A 14,439-nucleotide genomic window follows, 5' to 3' on the forward strand; every position below is an offset into this window, starting at 1 on the left:
CTCGGGTGCGTCAGGTCCGGCTCTGGGTGGTGAGCCTCTCGGCCCCGGCCGCGATCGCCGTGACCAGGTCCTCGCGCGCTCCCGCCAGCGTCACCACTGCCGGGTCGAGCGCCCGCTCGAGGACCTCGTCGAGCAGTCGTTCCACCGTTCGGGTGGGTAGCGGCCACGACGAGAACTCAGCCAGCACGTCGCTGCGGTCGACACCGTCGGCGTCCCACCCGCCGTTCACCGACACGGCCGTCCGGCGCTCCAGCGGCGCGGCGCCGGGCGTGCGGGCCAGGTGCAGGGTCGGCACGACGTCGTACAGCGGCGCCAACCGGGAGCCACCCTCGGTGTGCAGCAGGGAGAGGTTGCGGGCGTGGGCGTCGGCGTTGCCGACGAGCACCGTGGTGAGCAGCGCACGGGCGAGCGCCAGCAGCTCGGCTCGCGGGTCGGCGGTCACCGCCCGCACGACGGCGGCGATGTCCCGCCAGCCGGGCCCGCCGTCGGCCTGGTGCTTCTCGTCGGGCAGCCGTCCGCACGCCTGGCAGAAGTCCTCCTGGTGCGTGCGGACCACCCGGCCGTCCGCGCCGACGTGCCGGTCGTAGCGGGCGATGCTGAGCACCGGGCGGCCGGCCACCTCGAGGACCTCTGCGGAGGCGGTGTCGGCGCCGAGGTGGCGGGCGAAGGTCAGGCCGAACGCCTCGAGCTGCACGAGGTCGGGGAACGTGTCCGGTTGGGGTTTGAGCAGGTGCGTCGAGGGGGCGCCGCCGACGGGCCGCGCCCACGAACCGTCGGGGCGGCGGGCGAGCAAGAGCTTGTCCTGCCGGCCGGCGAGGGACAGCCGCACCCCGTGGCCCACGCCGAGGGGTTGCTGCGGCAGGGCCGCGAGCGCTTCCTCGAGCCCGCCGGCGTCCAGCGGCTCGGTGCCGCCGAGGTCGTCGACGGGGCGCTCACCGTCCGGGAGCACCTGGACGGCCCCAGCGCAGTCCGCCCCGATGGCGGCGAGGAGGCGGGCCACGTCACCGCGGGGAACGTCGAAGGTGCGCTCGACGGCGGTGCGGAACTCGCCCTCGGGCAGCAACCCCTCGATGAACGGCCGGGTGCTGCCGACGCTGTACGGGGCGGGTCGCACCGGCAGCGACGCGGAGAGGACGACGGCGCCGTTCCCCCACCGTTCGACCGCCGCCGGCAGGTAGCGGAGGCTGAGCTGCCGGCTGCGGACCTCCACCAGTTCCGCGACCGGCTCGCCGCGCAGCCACACGGCCAGGGGTGGTGTGCGCGGGGTCATGATCGCGGTGCGCCGGCGCCGCGGGGGACGACCGCGAGGTCGTGCCCGAGCACGGCGAAGAGGTCGAAGAGGCGCTTGACCTGCAACGACACCTCACCGGTCTCCAGCAGGCTGACGTACTGCCGGCTCACCCCCGCCCACTCGGCGAGCTCCTGCTGGTTCATCCCGGCCCGGTGGCGAAGGTCGGCGAGGGCCTGACCGAGCTGAGCGGGGGTCGCAGCGCGGCGCACTCCCGAGATGCCCGGATTTCCTGTCACACGGACCATCGTGCCTGTTGCCAGGAAATCCGGTCAAGCGGAGCGGGGGCGCACGTCCCCAGCTCGAGCGCCGACCACCTGGGGACGATCCGTGCTGCCAGGCGGCTCAACGGACAGTCGGAACTCGCGGGAGGAACACCTCCGTCACACCCGTCTCAGGCGTAACACAGCCGTCACCTCGGCGAAGCACCGGCGACCCCGGGCGCACCTACGGTCCGGCGCGACAGCCCGTCGTCCTCGGAGGTCCCGTGCCCGTCCCGTCCCGCGCCCGCCGCCGCTCCGCCGCGCTGCTGGCAGCCACCGCGCTCTGCCTCGCCCCGGCCCTCGCCCCCGCGAGCGCCTCCCCCACCCCGCACGACGAACTGCCCCGCGTCGTCGGCCTCAGCGTCAGCGACGAGCTGGACATGCTCGCCGCGGGGACGACGACCTCGGTGGAGCTGGTGCAGGCGTACCTGGACCGCATCGCCGCCTACGACGACGCCTACGCCGACCAGCCGGGCCTCCACTCGGTGGTGACCGTCAGCCCGACCGCTCTGGAGAACGCCCGCCTGCTCGACGCCGAGCGCGCCGCCGGCATCTCCCGCGGCCCGCTGCACGGGGTGCCGGTGCTGGTGAAGGACAACTACGCCACCTACGACATGCCGACCTCCGTCGGCAGCGTCGCGCTGGCCGACTACCAGACCCTCGAGGACTCCACGGCGGTGGAGCGGCTGCGCGACGCCGGGGCGATCGTCCTGGGCAAGACGAACATGGCCGAGTTCGCCTGGCACGGCACCTTCACGTTGTCCTCGGTGCGCGGGCGCACCGCCAACCCGTACGACCAGGACCTCAGCGCCTCCGGTTCCAGCGGCGGCACCGGCGCGGCGATCGCCGCGAGCTTCGCCGCTGCGGGTCTGGGCACCGACTCGTGCGGGTCGATCATCGGCCCCAGCGCGCACCAGAGCCTGGTGGGCTACCGCCCGACGATGGGCCTGACGAGCGTCGCCGGGATCGTGCCGCTGTCGCTGCGCCAGGACGTGTCCGGCCCGATGACCACGACGGTGGAGGACGCCGCCCTGCTCGGCAGCGTGCTCGCCGGTGAGGACCTCGCCGACCCGCAGACCGAGATCGCCGCCGAACAGGACCCGTCCACGTTCGTCCCGGGCCTGAGCGACACCGCCCTGGAAGGCAAGCGGATCGGCTACTTCCACTGGGACTACTCGGAATCCACCCCCGAGGGTCCCCGCCCGGGCACCGAGGAGGTGACGGGGATCGTCGACCGGGCCGTCGCCGACCTGGCCGCCGAGGGCGCGCAGATCGTCGAGGTGCCCTTCACCCGCGAGTTCGTCCGCGAGCAGCTCGCCAGCGGCGGGTGGATCGACATGCGCGCCAGCGTCGACGCGTTCTTCGCCTCGACGAAGGCCGAGTGGCCCGAGGGTCTGGCGGAGCTGACCGCTCCCGCCGACGAGCTGACGTTCTCCGACGTCGTCGCCGACGGCCGCTCGTCCCTGGAGCCGGAGACCCTCGACTCGTGGCTGGCGCTGGAGGACGTGCCCAACCCCGCCTACGACGCGGCCGTCGCCGCGCAGGAGGCCGGGAAGGACGCGATGGACGCCTTCTTCGAGCAGCACGACCTCGACGCACTGGCCATGCCGACGTCCGAGGCGCCGGCGAACGAGGACTGGGCCGGCACGACGTTCTGCGACGTCGGCGCCAACACGGGCGTCCCGTCGATCTCGTTGCCCGCCGGGTTCACCGCCGCGGGCCTGCCCGTGGGGCTGGAACTGGCCGCACCCCGCTCCACCGACGCGACGCTGCTGGCGATGGCCTACGACTACGAGCAGGCCACTCAGCACCGCCTGGCGCCGGCCAGCACCCCGGAACTGCCGCGCAACGGCACGATCCCGAAGGAGGTCGTCGCCACCGGCCCGGCGCGCGAGGACAGCTGAGCCGGGCGCAGCACCCTCCCGGCGCTCGGCGCGTGAGCGCAGGGGAGTCCCGCCGCCGCGAGGTGGCGGCGGGACGCCCCGACGTGCTCGGCGTGCCGGCGCCCCTCACGGCCCCAGGAGTGCGGCCGGCACGACCGCGATCCCGTCCCGCCGCCGGTACGCGTGCGGACCGGCGGTGACGACCACGGCGTCGAGCAGGTCCTCGCCGAGCTCACCCCGCAGCCAGGTCAGGTGCTTCACGTCGGCGTCGGTCACCGTCCCGGCGAGCTTCACCTCCACGGCGACGACCCGGCCGTCACCGCGTTCGACGATCAGGTCGACCTCGTGCTCACCGCCGCGCACGCGCAGGTGCCCGGTGCGCGCCTCGGCCGCCTGCGCGTACACGCGGACGTCGAGGGTGACCAGCGACTCGAAGAGCTGACCGAGCAGAGTCGCCTCACGTCCGGCGGTGGCGGCCGGAGCAGCACCGACGAGGGCGCCCGGGTCGACGCCGAGCAGGCGCGCGGCGAACGCCGGGTCCGCCAGGTGGTGCTTGGGCGCGGCGGCCAGGCGGGCCAGGTGGTTGCGCGACGGTGTCCACGCCGGCACCGGGTCGAGGAACCAGAGCCGTTCGAGGATGTCCCGGTAGGCGATCGTCGTCGTCTTGGCGGGTTTGTCGGCGTCGCCGGGGGTGGCGGCGTCGCGCAGGCGGTCGTAGGCGGTGACCGTGGACTCGGCGGCCGCGTAGGCGGCCATCCAGCGCCGCAACGGGACGGGGTTGCGCACCGCCCGGCCGAGGTCGGGGAAGTCCCGGTCGACGATGCTGTCGACGTAGCCGTCCAGTTGGGCACGGCGCAGCCGCGGGGGCAGGGGCCGGATCGCGGGCAGGCCCGAGGCGCAGATCTCCTCGGCGTAGTCCTCGACCCCCACGTCGGTCGCGCCCTCGACGGCCGGACGGCGCCCGCTCAGCAGTTCGGCGAAGGACACCGCCGGGACGGCCACCCCGCGCTCGGTGAGCGTCATGGGGCGCATCCGCAGCCGGACGATGCGCCCCGCGCCGCTGTGCACCCCGGCGTCGCGAGGGACCGCTGAGCCGGCGAGCAGGAAGGAACCGGGCTCCGCACCGTCGTCCACGGCCCGCCGCACGGCGTCCCAGGTGGCGGGCAGGTGCTGCCACTCGTCCAGCAGCACGGGAGCGGGTCCGCGCAGGGCGCGCGACAGGTCCGCCGCTGCGACGTCGCGCTGGGTCGGGTCGTCCAGCCGCACGACCGTGCGGGCTCGCTGGAGGGCGCTGCGGGTCTTGCCGACCCCCTTGGCGCCTTCCAGCGCCACGGCGGCCAGGCCGGGCAAGAGCTCGTCGAGCTCACGATCCACGACGCGGGGCGCGTACGGGGCAGGTGAAGACACAAGATCACGCTACCTTTCGCACGACTTCTACGCTACCTTTCGCGGCCCTCCTGGGCTACCAAATGCGGTCCTCCAGCGCAACTCAACGCCGATCACGCCTCCTTCGGCGTGCCCGGCGCGATGCCCGCCAACAGCGCCTCGAACGCCTTCTCGTCCACCACCGGCACCCCGTGCTTGCGCGCGTCGAGCACCTTGCGCACCCTGGCGTCCGGCTCGTTGGTCACCAGGAGCCCGGTGGTGCGGCTGACGCCGTTCATCACGTCCAGGCCGGCGGTGATCGAGCGGGCGATGAGGTCCTCGCGCGGGGTGGTCGTGTCGCCGCTGAAGACGACCTTGGTGCCCTGCACCAGCGCCTCGCCCGGCACCCAGCGCCCCGGGTCGGTGAACGCGCAGGGGGTGCGCGGTGCGGTGGCCGGGCGCCGCCAGCGCCGCTGCGCCGGGGTGGGCGGGTTCTGCAGCAACGGGATCAGCGGCAGGTCGATCCCCTGCTCGGCCGCCTCGCGCAGGGAGGCGCGCAGCACCTCGGTGAGCACGCGGGTGTCGTCGACGGCGTCGTGGGCGCGCTCCTGCGCCACGCCCCAGTGCGCGGCGACGCGGGCGAGGGTGAGGTCCGGCAGCGGCAGGCGCAGCCGCCGGCTCAGCGTCACCGTGCACAGGAAGTGCGGCACGCGGTGCTCGGCGCCGGTGCGCTTGAACTCCTCGTGCAGGAAACCCCAGTCGAAGGGGGCGTTGTGGGCGACGAGCACCCGCCCGGCGAGCAGGTCCGCGAGCTTGCCGACGACGTTCGCGAAGGCGGGGGCGTCGTGCAGCATCTCAGCGCTGATGCCGTGCACGTGGGTGGGCCCGGGGTCGCGACCGGGGTCCACCAGGGAGTCCCACGCACCCTCCACGCGCCCGTCCGCGGCCAGCTGCACCACCGCGACCTGCACGACCCGGTCGGCGGAGGCGTCCATGCCGGTGGTCTCGACGTCCACGACGGCGTAAGGGTGCGGGTAGCGGGCGACGACGTCCGCGGGGAGGGGGTCGGGCGGGTCAGCGGGCGGGGTGTGGGGGAGCACGAGCCCATGATGCGCGCCCGGTCCGACGGGAGTGGAAGCCTCGTTCCCACATGGTACATATACATAGTCCGTATCATGTAGATGTAGATGTAGATGAGGAGCCACCGTGCCCACTCCCGAGGAGGTGCGCGCGGTGCTCGCACTGCTGCGCCGGCACGGCGAGTCGGCCACCGTCGAGGCGAAGGCCGCGACCGGCGGACTGCCGAAGAGCGTCCGCGAGACGCTGAGCGCCTTCGCCAACGACCGCGGTGGGCTGCTGCTCCTCGGCGTGGACGAGGCCACCGGGTTCCGGCCCGCCGACGGCTTCGACGCCCCGCGCACCGCACGGCTCCTCGACGAGACCGCCGCCACGGAGCTGACCCCGCCGCTGCGCCTGGAGATCGACGTGGTCGACGTCGACGGCGCCCCGCTCGTGGCGGCCCGGGTCCCCGAACTGCCCGCCGACCGCAAACCGTGCTGGGTCACCGCGCGCGGCGAGCGCGCCGGCTCCTACACCCGCAGCCACGAGGGCGACCGGCTCCTCACCGACTACGAGACGCAGGCGCTGCGCGGGAACCGCGGCCAGCCGCTGCACGACGTGGAGCCCACCGGGGCCTCGCGCGAGGACCTCGACGACGACGCCGTGGCCGCCCTGCTCGCCCACGTCCGGCGACGCCAGCCCCGGGTGTTCCGCGACGTCCTCGAGGACGTGGCGCTGCAGCGCCTGAACGTCCTGGTCCGCCACGAGGGGCACCTGGTGCCGAGCCTGGCGGGGCTCCTGGCGCTCGGGACGTACCCGCAGCAGTTCCTCCCCCAACTGCACGTCTCCTTCGTCAACATCCCCGCCGCCGACATGGGCTCACTGCCCGTGGACGGGCCGCGCTTCCTGGACAACCAGACGCTCACCGGGCCGCTGCCGGTCGTGGTGGAGGACACCGTCGACGCCGTGGTCCGCAACATGGCTCGGCGTTCCACGGTCACCGGCACCGGGCGCGTCGACACCTACGACTACCCGGTCGAAGCCGTGCGGGAGGCGGTCGTCAACGCCGTCATGCACCGCGACTACGGGCCGCTCAGCCGCGGCACCCAGGTGCAGGTGGAGATGTACCCGGACCGCCTGGAGGTCGTCAGCCCCGGCGGCCTGTTCGGCCCCGTCACCACCGACTCGCTCGGTGAGCTCTCCTCCAGCCGCAACAGCCGGCTCGCCCTGCTGCTCGCGGACGTCCCGTTGCCGGGCACCGACCGGGTGGTGTGCGAGAACCGCGGAAGCGGGATCGCGGTGATGTCGGGCCTGCTGCGGCGCGCCGGGCTGCCCCTGCCGGAGTTCCGCACGAGCCTCACGCGCTTCCGGGTGGTCCTCCGCCGCACACCCGCGGTCGACGACGGGGGAATCGGCTCACGTGGCCGCACCACCGCACCCACCAGCGGCGGACCTGCTGCACCACAGACCTCCCCGACCCGGGCGAAGCAGCAACGCGTGCAGGCGTTGCTCGCCCTGCTCGACGACGGCCGGGAGCACCACGTCGCCGACCTGGCCTCAGCGCTGGGGCTCAACCGCCTCGCCGTCACCCGTTACCTCACCGAGCTCGTCGAACAAGGGCAGGTCGTGGCGACCGCTCCCCCGCGGGACCGGCGACGGCGGTACCGCACACCCTGACGAGCAGCTCCCTCAGACGGGTGCCAGCAGCTCGTGCGCCCCCGGCGTCAGGAGGTGCTCGACCCGGTCCCACGGCACCAGGTACTGCCGGGTGCCGTGCCCACCGAGCTGGTGGTCCTGGAACCAGAACGCGATCCCGTCCTCCCCGGACTGCCACGCCGCCCAGTTCACCTCCTGCGGCGCGAGCCCCTCGGGCTCGGTGACGGGCTGCCCCGCTGCGTCGGCGATCTCCTCCACCACGGGCGCGAGCTCCTCGAACGCCGCGCGCGGGTCGGCGAACACGTCGCCGAGGACCACCGGCCGTTCGCGCTCGATGTCCAGGACGACGGTGGTCACGGACATCGTCGGGTGGGCGGTGCCCTCGGTGAAGTCGACGAACTCCAGCACCACCTGCACGGTGCGCCAGTCGTCGGTGGTGACGGTGCCCTCCCCGGTGAGCAGGCGCGGCGGGTCCCCCTCGAGCACGGTGGCCGCGGCGGCTTCGACCACGTGGTCGGTGGAGGCGGTCACGCGGCGGTTCACCTCGCCGGCCACCGCCGGGCCCGCGGCGCGCGGGACGGTGACGTCCCACGTGAAGGTGCCGTCGGAACCCGTCAGGTGCTCCTCGTCCCACCGCAGCGCCTCGCGCGCGGGGATGGGCTCACCGCTCGACGTGGAGGGGGAGGCTGCGGTGGTCGTACTGCCCGGCGCTTCGGCAGGAGACGCCGGCTCCGCGCCGCACGCGGACGCGGTGATCCCCGCGAGGAGCACCGCGGCGCCCCAGCGCGCCGGGTGGGAGGTGGACATGGCGGGACCCTTCGCCGGGGACGAGAGGTCGGGACCCTACCGAGGCGTGCCCCACTGGCGAGGGGGTTTCCCAGGACGGCCCGCACGCCTGCTTGCGCCCGGCCGACCCCGCGTGCTCCCCTGACGGCCGGACGAGGCGAGGGGGCACGGGCGGTGGGCCGGAGCGAGCGCGGGCACGACGCCGCCGCACCCCCGGAGCCGCCGACGGAACCGCCGACGCAGCCGGTGCTGCTGGTCGCCGACGACCTCTCCGGCGCCGCCGAGGCCGCCCTCGCGCACGGCGGACCGAGCACGCTGCTGCTCGACCCGGGCACCCCCGCGCCGGGCGCGGACGTCCTCGTCGTGGACCTGCACTGCCGCGCCGGCTCGGCCGAGGCCGCCGCCGACGGGCTGCGCCGGGCGCTGGCGCGGCAGGCCACCGGCCCGGGCGGGCACCGGCGGCGGGTGGCGCTGAAGGTGGACTCCCTGCTGCGCGGCCACCTGGCGGCCGCCGTCACCGGCGCGCTCGCCACGGGCGCGCCCGTGGTGCTGGCCCCCGCGCTGCCGGTCGCGGGCCGCACCGTGCGCGGCGGCGTCGTGCACGTCGACGGCGTGCCGCTGCACCGCACCGGCGCCTGGCACGCCGAGCCCACGGCACCGCCGGTGTCCGTGGCCGCCGCCCTCGACGCGGTGCCCGCGCACGTGCTGGACCTGGACGCGGTGCGGTCCCCCACCCCCGCGCTGGCCGCGGCGCTCGCGGCGGCGGCCGCCCGCGGAGCGGTGGCGGTGTGCGACGGCACCGACGACGGCGACCTCGACGCCGTGGTGCGCGCGGCCACCGCCGTCGGCGCGGTGCTCGTCGGCTCCGCCGGCGTGGTCGCCGCCCTCGGCCGCTCCCGGCCCGCGACCCGCGCAGCAGCCCGCCAGGCAGCGCCGCCGGGGGGCGGGGACGTGCTCGTCGTCGTCGGCACCGCTGCCCCGGGCGCCCGCGCGCAGCTGCACGCCCTGCGGCGGGCGGGCGCGCGCGTCGTGGAGCTCAGCGAGGACCCGGCGGCGACGCCCCGGGCGCTGCGGGCGGGGTTGCGCAGCGGGTGCGCGGCGCTGACGCTGCCGCCCGGTCCCGTGGACCCGGCTCGCTCCCGGCACCTCGCCGGCGCGCTCGCGGACGTCGCGCGCGCCGCGGTCACCGCGCACCCGACCCCGCTGCACCTGGCCCTGACCGGCGGGGAGACCGCGCGCGCCGTCCTGGACGCCCTGGGGGTTCGGGTGCTGGAACCCCTGCGGCAGGTGCACCACGGCGCCGTCGTCTCCCGCGCCCCCGGCGGGCGCCTCGTCGCCACCCGCCCCGGCAGCTTCGGCGACGAGGGTTCCCTGCTCGCCCTGGCCCGGGCGCTGGGCGCCCTACCGGGGACCCCCGCACCGCACCTCGACGCCGTCCCGGAACGACAGGAGATCCCCCGATGAGCACCGCCCCCTCCCCCGCCGCCCCCGCGAGCGCGAACCCCGACCCGGGGACGCCGTTCATCGCCGTGACCATGGGCGACGGCGCGGGCGTCGGCCCGGAGGTGACCGTGGGCGCGCTGCTGGACGCGGGGGTTCTCGCGGAGTGCCGCCCCGTCGTCGTCGGCGACGCCGCCCGGTTGCGGCGGGCCGCCCACGCCCTGGGGGTGGACGCGCAGGTCGTCGCGGTGGGTTCCGTGGCCGAGGCGGAGTTCACACCGGGGCGCGTCAACGTCATCGACCTGGGACTGCTGCCGGAGGACCTGCCGTTCGGCGAGGTCTCCCCGGTGGCCGGCGACGCCGCGTACCACTACGTGCGGGTGGCCAGCGAACTGGCGCTGGGCGGTGCGGTGCAGGGGATCTGCACGGCCCCGTTGAACAAGGCGGCCCTGCACGCCGGCGGGCACGTCTTCCCCGGGCACACCGAACTGCTCGCGCGCCTGATGGGCGTGGAGGAGGTGTCGATGATGCTGTCGACGCCGCGGGTGAAGGTCATCCACGTCACCACGCACCTCGGTCTGATCGACGCGATCGCCCGCATCGAACCCGGCCTGGTGGAGCGCACCGTGCGCCGCGGGCACGCCGCGATGGTGCGCTCCGGGGTGGCCGAGCCGCGCATCGGCGTGTGCGCCATCAACCCCCACGCCGGGGAGGGCGGGCTGTTCGGGTACGGCGAGGAGGCCGAGAAGATCACCCCGGCGATCGAGGTGCTGCGGGCCGACGGGATCGACGCGCGCGGCCCGCTGCCCGCCGACACCGCGTTCTTCCTCGCCGGGCGCGGCGACTACGACCTGATCGTCGCGATGTACCACGACCAGGGGCACGGGCCGGTGAAGGTGCTCGGCATCGAGGCCGGGGTGAACATCACCGTCGGACTGCCCGTGATCCGCACCTCCGTCGACCACGGCACCGCGTTCGACATCGCCGGCACCGGCCGCGTCGACGTGCGCAGCATGGTGGAGGCGCTGCACCAGGCGGCGCAGATGTCACCGCGCCCCGGAGCCTGAAACCCGGGCTCCGGGCGCACGGTCCAGGTAGACGCCGTCGCCGGCGGTGCGGGCCCCCGGCGCGCCCACCCGTGACGGACCCGCGCCGCTCCCCTACGGTGAGGGCGTGGTCCCGGCCGACGCCCCCTCCGCCACCGCCGAGCACGGCCCCGGGTCGCCGCCCGCGCTGCTGGAGGCCGCCCTGCACCCCGGCGGCCTGCACCTGCGGCTGGACGGGCCGACCGCCGAGGACCTGCTCGTGGCGCTGTCCCGGGAGGACGCGGTGTGGGAGGACGTCGACGTCCTGCCGGCCGGCTCCAGCGGCGAGGTCCTCGACGTCGAGGCGAGCGCCGGCGACCGGGTGCTGCTGCGCTCCGAGGACGGCACCCGCACCTCCGGCGCCGTGGACGTCGTGGACCCCGACGTGGCCCCGCAGCAGCCGGAGGCGGACGGGGAGGAGCCCGAGGCGGGCACGTCTGACGAGGACGCCACCGAGGGCGAGTCCGAGGCCACCGAACTCGAGGAGGACGCGTCCGAGGACGACGACCCCGAGGGTCGTGAGGCGCTGTGGCAGGTCGCGAGCACCCTGGAGGAGCGTCACGGGGAGTGGAACGCGCACCCCGAGGGGCCGGTGCTGCACGTGCACGGCCGGTTCGGCAACACGTTCCGGGTGGCGGCCGAGGGGATCAGCGCGGGAGCCGGGGACGTCCGCGCCGTGTGCGCGATCTCCTCGCGCGGCGACTACACGCTGCTGGTGGTCGCGGGCCGGGAACTGCTGCGCGCCGAGGAGCGGGCGGGGGTCCCCACGCAGTGGCGCCACTACGACCTGCCCGCGCACCTGGACGCGGCGGCCCTGGCGCAGAACCCGGACGTGGAACGGCGGTGCCGGCGCCCGCAGCGCTCGCCGCTGCTGCCGCCGGAGGGGGCGCTGACGCTGCTGCGCGACGCGGGGATCGACGTGTCCGCTCCCCTGGACCGCTGCAGCGCCTGAACCGGGCTGCGGAGCGGCCGAGCACCCACCGTCGAGGAGGCACCGTTGCCCACCAGTTCCACCACCGGTGACCTGTTCGACCTGGGTCTGCCCGCGCTCGCGCACGGCTGCAACTGCCGCGGTTCGATGGCCGGCGGCATCGCCTTGCAGTTCCAGGAGCGCTGGCCGGAGATGGCGGAGGCGTACCGGCGGCGCTGCCTGGCCGGGGAGTTCCAGCTCGGTGACGTGATGCCGTGGGAGACGCCCGAGGGGTTGATCGTCTACAACCTCGGCACCCAGGTGGAGACGGGCGCGGACGCGCGGCTGAGCGCGATCGACATCGCCGTGCGGGGAGCGCTGGTGGACGCCGAGCGCCGGGGCCTGGGCCGGGTGGGGGTGCCGCGCATCGGGGCGGGCATCGGCGGGTTGGAGTGGGCGGACGTGCGCACGGTTCTGGAGCAGGCCGGGGAGGACTCCCCCGTGGAGCTGGTGGTCGTCACCCGGCCGCGCTGACGGTGCGGGGTGCGGGCGTGCACGACGCCGTGCACGCGGTCCGCGGCGGCGACGACGTCCTCGTGCTCCCACACGCGCACCACGTGCCAGCCGGCCGCCGCGAGCGCGATGTCCGTGTCGCGGTCCCGCGCGGTGATGCTGCTCAGCTTCACCCGCCACCAGGCGGCGTTCGCCCTCGGTGGGTGGACGTGCACCGGGCAGGAGTGCCAGAAGCAGCCGTCGACGAACACCGCCACCCGCGCGCCCCGGAACACCAGGTCCGCGCGGCGCCGCCGGTTCGTGCCCGGCGGCGTGGCGTCGACGAGGTAGCGCAGGCCGCGCCGGTGCAGCTCGCGGCGCAGCGCCAGTTCCGGTGCGGTGTCGCGGCGTCCGGTGCGGCGCATGATGCCGGCCACGGCGGCGCTGGACGCGGGCGGTGCGGGACCGGGTTCCTGCCACGCGCTCACCGGGGCACGCTACGGCCACCGCCCGCCCGCCGGGCGGCCCCGTCCACAGGGGACGACCCGCCGGGGCGCGGCGGTGGGTACCGCGCCCCGGCGGGTGGGGCCTCAGCTGAGCTCGAGGTCCACGTCCACGTCGAGCGCCTCGGCCGACCCGAGCGGCAGCCCCGGCGGGGTGAGGGTGCCGATGGCCTCCTCGACGACGGCCCCGGCCGCGAACGTCGTCGCGTCCTGGAACAGCCCGGCGACGAGCTGGATGGACGTGGGCATGCCGTCGCGGTCCCGCCCGGTCGGCACCGCCAGCGACGGGTGACCGGTCAGGTTCGTCGGCGCCGTGTTCGTCACCATGGTGGTGCCGCGGCCGAGGATGACGTCCTCGGGTTCGGGGTGGTCCAGCAGCTCGGGCGCCACCTGGGGGGTGGTGGGCATCGCCAGCAGCGTCGCCTCGCCCAGTGCCGCCTCGACCTGCTTCGTCAGCGCGTACCGCAGGTTCTGCGCCTTGGCGTGCAGGGTGCCGTGGTACTCGTCCTGCAGGTAGCGGCCGGTGAGCAGCCAGACCTTGTAGAAGGGGGCGAACTCGTCCGCCTCCAGCTTGCGGGTGAGCGCGAAGGCGTGGGCGCGGTTCTCGTCGACGACGCCGCGGTGGCCGAAACCGATGCCGTTGGACTGGTTCATCCCCCACGCCAGCGTGCACAGCAGCGCGGTCTCGATGGACCACGCGTCCTTCCACAACGGGACCGAGACCCGGGTGACCGTGGCGCCGGCCTCCTCCAGGGCGGTCAGGGCCCGCTCGAAGTTCGTCAGCACGTCCGGGTCGCAGATCGTCGGATCGACGGCCTCCTCCACCACGGCGATCGTCATCCCCGCCACCCCCCGGTCGAGGGATTCCACGCAGCGCGTCGGCTCGTTGGCGCCGCGCACCCACTGCGGGTCGCGCTCGTCGTGGCCGGTGAGGACGTCGGTGGCGATGGCGGTCGTCCGCACGGTGCGCGCGATGGGGCAGACGTAGTCGATGGAGTGGTCCATGTGCGTCACGCCGGCCGAGGGGATCGCCCCGTGGGTGGCCTTCAGGCTCACCACCCCGTTGAAGGACGCCGGGATGCGCGCCGAGCCGCCCTGGTCGACCCCCAGGGACAGGTCGACGTGGCCGGAGGCGACCGCCGAACCCGAGCCCCCGGAGGACCCGCCGGCCGAGCGGGTGCGGTCGTGCGGGTTGCGGGCCGGGGCGAAGAACGCCGACTCCCCGGTTCCCGAGGAGGAGAAGTCGTCGAGGTTCAGCTTGCCGACGAGGGTGCCGCCGGCGTCCAGCAGCCGTTCCACCGCCACCGCGTCCGAGGTGGGGGTGTAGGGGGCGACACGGGAACCGTTGGTCAGCGGCACTCCCGCCACCGCCAGGTTGTCCTTGGCCCCGAAGCGCATCCCGGCGAGCGGGCCGTCCGGTGCGCCCGGCACCAGGCACCGGCGCACGAAAGCGTTGAACGGGTCCTCCTCCGGCGTGGGCCGGCGTCCCGGGTCACGGGTGGTCCACTTCAGCGGGGCGTGGTCGAAGGGCAGTTCGTCGAGGCGGTCGATGGACGACAGCACCCCTTCGAGGACACCGGCGTACATCTCCGCCTCGGCGTCGGTCAGGTGCAGGAACTCGGCGGCGCCGGCCTCCTTGACCTGCTGGGCGGTCGGCTTGCGGATGAATCCGCGCAGTCGCGTGCTCGTGGGTTCCACGGTTTCCTCCT

At 75.2% G+C, this 14,439-nt stretch carries 12 protein-coding genes and 1 pseudogene; 6 read left to right on the plus strand and 7 right to left on the minus strand.

The window, feature by feature from the left end:
* Positions 1-10 precede the first annotated feature (10 nt).
* Both V9U69_RS17185 and V9U69_RS17190 read right to left on the minus strand, forming a co-directional pair.
* A complete protein-coding gene (locus V9U69_RS17185) occupies positions 11-1,270 on the minus strand; it encodes a HipA domain-containing protein (protein ID WP_337063079.1) in 1,260 nt (419 codons plus the stop codon).
* Positions 1,267-1,536, minus strand: coding sequence for a helix-turn-helix transcriptional regulator (locus V9U69_RS17190; RefSeq protein WP_337063080.1), 270 nt, complete (start codon positions 1,534-1,536; stop codon positions 1,267-1,269). The genes V9U69_RS17185 and V9U69_RS17190 overlap by 4 nt, the downstream gene beginning before the upstream one ends.
* 239 nt (positions 1,537-1,775) lie before the next feature.
* Between V9U69_RS17190 and V9U69_RS17195 the strand changes: the two genes are divergently transcribed.
* The gene (locus V9U69_RS17195; protein ID WP_337063081.1) at positions 1,776-3,455 is read left to right on the plus strand and encodes an amidase; all 1,680 of its coding nucleotides are present in this window, start codon (positions 1,776-1,778) and stop codon (positions 3,453-3,455) included.
* A gap of 105 nt (positions 3,456-3,560) precedes the next feature.
* On the opposite strand, the gene V9U69_RS17200 is transcribed toward V9U69_RS17195, so the two are convergent.
* Together V9U69_RS17200 and V9U69_RS17205 are read right to left on the minus strand one after the other, a co-directional pair.
* Positions 3,561-4,808: an ATP-binding protein gene (locus V9U69_RS17200; RefSeq protein ID WP_337063082.1), complete on the minus strand. Its 1,248-nt coding sequence runs from the start codon at positions 4,806-4,808 to the stop codon at positions 3,561-3,563.
* Positions 4,809-4,933: 125 nt separating this feature from the next.
* Positions 4,934-5,899: an exonuclease domain-containing protein gene (locus V9U69_RS17205; protein WP_337063083.1), complete on the minus strand. Its 966-nt coding sequence runs from the start codon at positions 5,897-5,899 to the stop codon at positions 4,934-4,936.
* Between the two features lie 106 nt (positions 5,900-6,005).
* Between V9U69_RS17205 and V9U69_RS17210 the strand changes: the two genes are divergently transcribed.
* Positions 6,006-7,535: an ATP-binding protein gene (locus V9U69_RS17210; RefSeq protein ID WP_337063084.1), complete on the plus strand. Its 1,530-nt coding sequence runs from the start codon at positions 6,006-6,008 to the stop codon at positions 7,533-7,535.
* A gap of 12 nt (positions 7,536-7,547) precedes the next feature.
* On the opposite strand, the gene V9U69_RS17215 is transcribed toward V9U69_RS17210, so the two are convergent.
* Positions 7,548-8,321: a hypothetical protein gene (locus V9U69_RS17215; RefSeq protein WP_337063085.1), complete on the minus strand. Its 774-nt coding sequence runs from the start codon at positions 8,319-8,321 to the stop codon at positions 7,548-7,550.
* Positions 8,322-8,474: 153 nt separating this feature from the next.
* On the opposite strand from V9U69_RS17215, the gene V9U69_RS17220 reads away from it, so the two are divergent.
* The 4 genes from V9U69_RS17220 (at position 8,475) to V9U69_RS17235 (ending at position 12,269) form a co-directional block, all read left to right on the plus strand.
* On the plus strand, positions 8,475-9,764 hold the full coding sequence (locus tag V9U69_RS17220) for a four-carbon acid sugar kinase family protein (RefSeq protein ID WP_337063086.1): 1,290 nt from the start codon (positions 8,475-8,477) through the stop codon (positions 9,762-9,764).
* Positions 9,761-10,807 carry a 4-hydroxythreonine-4-phosphate dehydrogenase PdxA gene (pdxA, locus tag V9U69_RS17225; RefSeq protein ID WP_337063087.1) on the plus strand — a complete coding sequence of 349 codons (1,047 nt, stop codon included), beginning with the start codon at positions 9,761-9,763 and terminating at the stop codon, positions 10,805-10,807. The genes V9U69_RS17220 and pdxA overlap by 4 nt, the downstream gene beginning before the upstream one ends.
* Positions 10,808-10,913: 106 nt before the next feature.
* Positions 10,914-11,777, plus strand: a complete 864-nt coding sequence (locus tag V9U69_RS17230) for a hypothetical protein (protein WP_337063088.1) — start codon at positions 10,914-10,916, stop codon at positions 11,775-11,777.
* A gap of 45 nt (positions 11,778-11,822) precedes the next feature.
* Positions 11,823-12,269 carry a macro domain-containing protein gene (locus V9U69_RS17235; RefSeq protein ID WP_337063089.1) on the plus strand — a complete coding sequence of 149 codons (447 nt, stop codon included), beginning with the start codon at positions 11,823-11,825 and terminating at the stop codon, positions 12,267-12,269.
* A gap of 5 nt (positions 12,270-12,274) precedes the next feature.
* Here the strand turns inward: V9U69_RS17235 and V9U69_RS19400 are convergent.
* Both V9U69_RS19400 and V9U69_RS17245 read right to left on the minus strand, forming a co-directional pair.
* Positions 12,275-12,652 (minus strand): annotated as a pseudogene (locus V9U69_RS19400) (very short patch repair endonuclease); the annotation flags it as partial.
* Positions 12,653-12,817: 165 nt separating this feature from the next.
* The gene (locus V9U69_RS17245; RefSeq protein ID WP_337063090.1) at positions 12,818-14,428 is read right to left on the minus strand and encodes an amidase family protein; all 1,611 of its coding nucleotides are present in this window, start codon (positions 14,426-14,428) and stop codon (positions 12,818-12,820) included.
* Between the last annotated feature and the right edge of the window lie 11 nt (positions 14,429-14,439).

The sequence above is a fragment of the Kineococcus sp. G2 genome (assembly GCF_037154035.1).
Classification (GTDB): domain Bacteria; phylum Actinomycetota; class Actinomycetes; order Actinomycetales; family Kineococcaceae; genus Kineococcus.

What these genes read in the sequence shown, in the direction of transcription:
- V9U69_RS17185 (WP_337063079.1), bottom strand. Translation starts at nt 1,270, where the DNA reads ATGACCCCGCGCACACCACCCCTGGCCGTGTGGCTGCGCGGCGAGCCG.
- V9U69_RS17190 (WP_337063080.1), bottom strand. Translation starts at nt 1,536, where the DNA reads ATGGTCCGTGTGACAGGAAATCCGGGCATCTCGGGAGTGCGCCGCGCT.
- V9U69_RS17215 (WP_337063085.1), bottom strand. Translation starts at nt 8,321, where the DNA reads ATGTCCACCTCCCACCCGGCGCGCTGGGGCGCCGCGGTGCTCCTCGCG.
- pdxA (WP_337063087.1), top strand. Translation starts at nt 9,761, where the DNA reads ATGAGCACCGCCCCCTCCCCCGCCGCCCCCGCGAGCGCGAACCCCGAC.